Source organism: Achromobacter sp. (assembly GCF_036567245.1).
GTDB lineage: Bacteria > Pseudomonadota > Gammaproteobacteria > Burkholderiales > Burkholderiaceae_B > Achromobacter.
This window is the reverse complement of record NZ_DATCUY010000194.1, coordinates 1-5,957: the sequence shown is the minus strand read 5'-3', so window position 1 is coordinate 5,957 and position 5,957 is coordinate 1. Positions and strand designations below refer to the sequence as shown.

The following is a 5,957-nucleotide window of genomic DNA, read 5'->3' as shown; positions in this document are numbered from 1 at the left end:
GGGTCGATGTCCAGAATGGAATTCAGGTTGAAGCCGCTGATGTCGATGATGGACTTCAGGTCGACTTCGCCGAAGTTGACCGGCGTGATCGGCGCGCGCGGGTTCATGTGAACCAGGCGGTGGCGCAGCGCTTCGTAGTCGACTTCGTTGACCAGGTCCCGCTTCGAGATCAGGATGCGATCGGCGAAACCGACCTGTTTCTGGGCTTCGGGCTGGGCGTCGAGGGTGGCCATGCCGTGCTTGGCGTCGACCACCGTGACCACCGCGTCCAGGCGGTAGTACTCGGCAATGTCGTCATCCATGAAGAACGTCTGGCAGACGGGGCCAGGGTTGGCCATGCCGGTCGTTTCGAGGATGACGCGTTCGAAATTCAGTTCGCCGGCTTCGCGCTTGGCGCGCAGCTCGGACAGGGTGCGCATCAGGTCGCCGCGCACCGTGCAGCAGACGCAGCCGTTGGACAGTTCGATGATTTCTTCGTTGCTGTCCTGCACCAGCAGGTCGTTGTCGATGCTTTCCGGCCCGAACTCGTTTTCGATGACCGCGACGCGGCGGCCATGGTATTCGGTCAGGATGCGTTTGAGCAGGGTGGTCTTGCCCGCACCGAGAAAGCCGGTGAGGATGGTGACGGGAACCATTTTGTCCAAACTGCGCGGGGTGTTCATGGCGAAGCTGCTAGCGTGAAGTCAAGGCGTTAAACAGGAACTCTCGGCGGGGATCGCGCCCCTGTTTTGCAACGCCGTCTTGCGACGCTTCAAGGGGGTTTCCCAGTCTTTGCCGGAGGGTGTTTGCCGCAGGCTGCATGGGCCGCCTGCAGCGGCCGGACGCAGGATTACAGCACAGTCAGGGGCAGGGGGCAAACCCAGGGTCAACCCTGGGGCCGTAGCCATCCAGATGGCGTCCGTACGCCGTCAAGTATCGGGCGATACCACTATTTGGGGGCGGTTTGCCAGATTTCAAGAGCGCCACGCGCGCATCTGGATGAAGGGCCCTGCTGCGGGCTTGCGACCGATGGCCGAGAGCCGAGGGCGGGCCGGCCTGCCGGCACTAGTGCTTAATGATGGTGGTGGCCGTGACCGGCATCCGCGGCGGGCTGCTTCTGCTGGCATTGGGGGCACAGCGCACGGATTTCGGTTTCGTGCGTGGCCAGGGCATAGCCGGTCTGGGCGACGCGCTCGGCCAGTTGGCGGCTCATGGCGGGGTCGGACACTTCCGCGACCGCGCCGCAGCCGGTACAGACGACCAGCAGGTCATGGGGCGCGCCGCCCGCGTCGTGGCAGGCGCTCCAGGCGTTGACGGCGTCCAGGCGGTGGATCAGGCCTTCATCCATCAGGAAATCCAGGGCGCGGTACACGGTCGGAGGCGCGGCGCCCGGATGCACGGCGCGCATGGCTTCCAGCAATTCATAGGCCTTCAGGCTGCGGCCGTGACGCAGCAACAGTTCCAGCACCTTGCGGCGGATGGGGGTGAGGCGGCGTCCGCGCTGCTCGCACAGCGCTTCGGCGACGCTGAGCTGGGCGCCGACGGTATCGCTGCGAGGGGTGCGGGGCGGTGCGGACATGGCTGGCTTTATCTCTATGGAAAACGCGCGCGATGCGCGCGAGATGCCTGGAAGGTAGCAGAAAACATCCAGATGTGGGCGAGCGCCGCGGAATCAAGCTTTTTAGTTATGATATAACATAATAAAACTTGACCGCAGCCCCCATCCGTCTCCGCATTCTTTCCATGTCACATTTCACGCTTTTGCCCCGGGCGCCCGAAACGGCGCTCCGGCAAAACCTCCCCCCGCGTTCCGCCTTCCTCGTTTCCGCCTGGCGCCGCATGACTATCGCTCTGGCCGCCGCCGCCGCCCTGTGGGCCCTGACCGGCTGGGCGCTGGACTGGTGGCCGCGATGAACGCGCCGGTCACAATCGAACTGGCCGACGCTTCCTTCGGCTGGCATGGGCACGCGGCGCTCAAATCGGTGTCCGGGCGTTTCGCCGCTGGCGGCATGACCGCCGTGGTGGGGCCGAATGGCGCCGGCAAGTCCACGCTGATCAAAGGCATCATGGGCGTGCTGCGTCCGATGGCCGGCAGCGTGCGGATCAGCGGCGCGGGCCGGTCGGAACTGGCCTGGCTGCCCCAGGCCGCCGAACTGGACCGTTCGTTTCCGGTGTCGGTGCTGGACCTGGTGGCCATGGGCGCCTGGCGGCGCGTGGGCGGATGGCGCCGGTATGCGAACGACGAGCTGGACCGTTGCATGGACGCGCTGGAAACCGTGGGCATGGCCGACGCCGCCGGACGCGGCGTGGATGCGCTGTCGGGCGGACAGATGCAACGCGCGTTGTTTGCGCGGATGCTGGTGCAGGATGCGCCGGTGCTGCTGCTGGACGAACCCTTCGCCGCGGTGGACAGCCACACGGCGGACGACCTGATGGCCTTGCTTTGCGGCCTGCACGGCCAGGGCCGCACCGTGATCGCGGTGCTGCACGACCTGGATCTCGTGCGCGACCATTTCCCCGAATGCCTGCTGTTGTCCGGTTCGGTGGTGGCCTGGGGCGCCACCGATGATGCGTTGAACGACGCGCATTTGAAGCGGGCGCGGCAATGGCACGCGGAGAGCCGCGCATGAGCCTGGCGCAATGGGTGCTGTCGCCCTTCCTGGACTATGGCTTCATGCGGCGCGCGCTGGCCGGCGCCTGCGCCCTTTCGTTGGGCGCGGCGCCGCTGGGCGTGTTCCTGGTGCTGCGGCGTATGAGCCTGATGGGCGATGCCATGTCGCACGCCATCCTGCCCGGGGTGGCGGCGGGTTTTCTGCTGGCCGGCCTGTCGCTGGGGGCGATGATGCTGGGCGGGATCGCCACGGGGCTGGCGGTAGCCCTGCTGGCGGGGCTGGTGGCGCGTCTCACGCCGCTGCGCGAAGACGCCAGCTTCGCGGCGTTCTATCTGATATCGCTGGGGCTGGGCGTGCTGCTGGTGTCGCTACGCGGCTCCAACATGGATCTGCTGCACGTGCTGTTCGGCACGGTGCTGGGACTGGACGACGCGGCGCTGCTGCTGGTCACCGCCACGGCCAGCGCGACCTTGCTGGCGCTGGCCGCGATCTACCGGCTGCTGGTGGCCGAATGCCTGGACCCGGGTTTCCTGCGCGCCAGCGGCGGCGCGGGGGGCTGGGTGCACATGGGCTTCCTGGTGCTGGTGGTGGTGAACCTGGTGGCGGGCTTCCAGGTGCTGGGAACGCTCATGGTGGTCGGCATCATGATGCTGCCCGCCGCCGCTGCGCGCTTCTGGGTCCGCTCGGCCGCCCGCCAGATTCTGCTGGCCGCGGGCCTGGGCGTGGCGGCCTCGGTGGCCGGCCTGCTCATTTCGTACCACTTCAACGTGCCGGCCTCGCCCGCCATCATCCTGGCGGCGGGCGCCTGCTATCTGTTTTCCATCGTGGGCGGCCCGCAAGGCGGGCTGCTGCCGACGCGGCGCCGCATGCGCCGTGCCTGATTTATCCAAAAGGAGATACGCCATGCGTTTCCATTCCCTGGCGCGCCGCCGCGCGCTGCTGGCCATGGCAGGCCTGTGCCTGTCGACGCTGTTCGGAACCGCGCAAGCTGCCGAGCCGCTGAAGGTCGTTGCCAGCTTTTCCATCCTGGGCGATATCGTGCGGGAAGTGGGCGGAAACGACGTCAGCATCGCCACGCTGGTGGGTCCGGACGGTGACGCGCACGAGTACGAACCGACGCCGGGCGATGCCAAGAAGCTGGCTGCCGCGCGCGTGCTGTTCGTGAACGGCCTGGATTTCGAGACCTGGATACCGCGCCTGGCAAAGGCATCGGGCTTTGCCGGCGCCACCGTGGTTGCCTCGCAGGGCGTGAAGCCGCGTCAGTTCGCGGGCGACGGCCATGATGAGGGCAAGGACGAGCACGGCCATGATCACGACCACGACCATGGGCATGGCCACCATCATGGCGATGCCGATCCGCATGCGTGGCAGAACCTGGCCAACGGCGCCATCTATGCCCGCAACGTCGCGGAGGGATTGGCAGCCGCGGATCCGGCACGGGCGGATGCCTATCGTCAGCGCGCGCGGGCCTATGCCGCGCGCCTGCAGGCGCTGGATGCCCAGGTCCGCAAGACCTTCGCCGCGATTCCGGCTGAGCGCCGCAAGATCGTGACCTCGCATGATGCCTTCGGCTATTTCGGCGACGCCTACGGCGTGGCGTTCATTCCCGCGATGGGCATGTCCACGGATGCGGAACCCGCGGCCGGCGAGGTGGCGCGCATCATCGAACAGGTCAAGCGCGAGCGCGTGCCGGCGGTGTTCGTCGAGAACATCAGCAGCCCCAGGCTGGTCCAGCAGATCTCCCGCGAAACCGGCGCCAAGGTGGGTGGTACGCTTTATTCCGATGCCCTGTCCAAGCCCGGACAGCCCGGCGCCACCTACTTGGAAATGTTTGAATGGAACGCACGTCAGCTTGCCGCGGCCATGCAGCCCTGACCGCGGCAGCGATGCTGCTGGCGGCAGGCGCCGCCAGCGCGCACCCGCATATGTGGATAGATGCCCGCGCGGCGATCGATATCGATGGACAACAGCGCATCACGGCGGTGCGGCAGGTCTGGCGGTTTGACGAGATGTTCGGCGCCTACGCCACGCAGGGACTGAAGAAGGGCAAGGACGGCTCGCTGTCGCCCGAGATCCTGCAGGGCATGGCGCGGGACTGGATGCAGGCGCTGGGCGAGCCTATCTCGCACTACTTCACGCGCGTCACCGTGGATGGCAAGACGGCGGTCTTCGCGGCCCCGCGCGATGCGCGCGTCGACTGGAATCCGAAGACGACGAGGCTGACGCTGTCCTTCACCTTGCCGCTGGCCACGCCCGTGGCGCCGGGCGCTGGCGGCGCGCAGGTGGATATCTACGATCCCACCTATTTCGTGGCCTACGCCTTCGATGAAAAGGGCGCGGTGTCGCTGGGCGGGCAGGACGCCCGCGCCTGCACGTCCGCCTACCGCAAGCCCAAGGAACTGGATTGGAAAACCATGCAGCAACTGGCCGCGATCCCGGCCGACCCGGACGCCTTGCCGGACGAGCTTTTCGCCATCACCAAGGGGCTGACGCACCGCATCGAAGTGCGTTGCGAGTAGCGCTCGCGTTGCTGGCTGTGTTGCTGCTGGGCGCAGCGGGTGCGGTCGCGGCGCAGGGCGCGCACCCCTTTGGCGTGCCAGAGAGTGGCGCGGGCGTGGGCGGGCCGGGCTGGCTGGCCGGTTTCTTCGGCCAGGTGTCCGTGTGGCAAAGCCATTTCTACCGGCAACTGACGGGCGCGGTGCGCGCCTGGCAGGCGGACGGCGGCGCGGCCTGGGCCCTGATCGGGCTGTCCTTCGCCTACGGCGTGTTCCATGCGTTGGGGCCCGGGCACGGCAAGGCGGTGATCTCTTCCTATGTGCTGGCCAACCGCCAGACCGCGCGCAATGGCGCGCTGCTGGCGCTGGCGTCAGCACTGATCCAGGCGCTGGTGGCGATTGCGCTGGTGGCGGTGCTGGCGCTGATCTTCAACGCCACCGCCGCGACGATGAATAACGCGACGCGCTGGCTGGAACTGGGCTCCTATGCGCTGGTGACATTGCTGGGCGCGTGGCTGGTGTGGGTGAAGGCGATCCGTCCACTGTTGCGGACCCGCGCGCGGCGCGCATCCGCGGTTTCCATGCACGAGCACGACCTTGGGCATGGACACGACCATGAGCACCATCACGACGACGATTGCGGCTGCGGTCACGCGCATGTGCCCGCGCCGCAGCAGGTGTCGGGCCCGTTGAACTGGCGCCGCGCGGGAACGGCGATCCTGGCCGTGGGCTTGCGTCCCTGCAGCGGCGCGCTGATCGTCTTGGTGTTCGCCCTGGCGCAGGGCTTCTTCCTGGCCGGCGTGGCCTCGGCCCTGGCGATGGGCCTGGGTACCGGGCTGACGGTGGCGGCGCTGGCCTGCCTGGCGGTCGC

Annotated in this window: 7 protein-coding genes; 5 read left to right on the top strand and 2 right to left on the bottom strand. The window is 67.6% G+C overall.

The window, feature by feature from the left end; genetic code table 11:
* On the bottom strand, nucleotides 1-662 hold a 662-nt coding region (locus VIR09_RS08085), incomplete at its 3' end, for a GTP-binding protein (RefSeq protein ID WP_332012405.1).
* Between the two features lie 389 nt (nucleotides 663-1,051).
* Nucleotides 1,052-1,558, bottom strand: coding sequence for a Fur family transcriptional regulator (locus VIR09_RS08080; RefSeq protein ID WP_207472672.1), 507 nt, complete (start codon nucleotides 1,556-1,558; stop codon nucleotides 1,052-1,054).
* A 331-nt stretch (nucleotides 1,559-1,889) separates the two neighbouring features.
* Between VIR09_RS08080 and VIR09_RS08075 the strand changes: the two genes are divergently transcribed.
* The 5 genes from VIR09_RS08075 to VIR09_RS08055 all read left to right on the top strand — a co-directional run.
* On the top strand, nucleotides 1,890-2,609 hold the full coding sequence (locus VIR09_RS08075) for a metal ABC transporter ATP-binding protein (protein WP_332012408.1): 720 nt from the start codon (nucleotides 1,890-1,892) through the stop codon (nucleotides 2,607-2,609).
* Complete coding sequence (locus VIR09_RS08070) at nucleotides 2,606-3,472, top strand: metal ABC transporter permease (RefSeq protein WP_332012404.1); 867 nt, start codon at nucleotides 2,606-2,608, stop codon at nucleotides 3,470-3,472. Before VIR09_RS08075 ends, VIR09_RS08070 begins: the two co-directional genes overlap by 4 nt.
* Nucleotides 3,473-3,494: 22 nt before the next feature.
* On the top strand, nucleotides 3,495-4,466 hold the full coding sequence (locus tag VIR09_RS08065; protein ID WP_414639404.1) for a metal ABC transporter substrate-binding protein: 972 nt from the start codon (nucleotides 3,495-3,497) through the stop codon (nucleotides 4,464-4,466).
* The gene (locus VIR09_RS08060) at nucleotides 4,427-5,110 is read left to right on the top strand and encodes a DUF1007 family protein (protein ID WP_332012403.1); all 684 of its coding nucleotides are present in this window, start codon (nucleotides 4,427-4,429) and stop codon (nucleotides 5,108-5,110) included. Before VIR09_RS08065 ends, VIR09_RS08060 begins: the two co-directional genes overlap by 40 nt.
* Before the next feature lie 17 nt (nucleotides 5,111-5,127).
* A partial coding sequence (locus VIR09_RS08055) for a nickel/cobalt transporter (protein ID WP_332012406.1) occupies nucleotides 5,128-5,957 on the top strand: 830 nt, incomplete at its 3' end.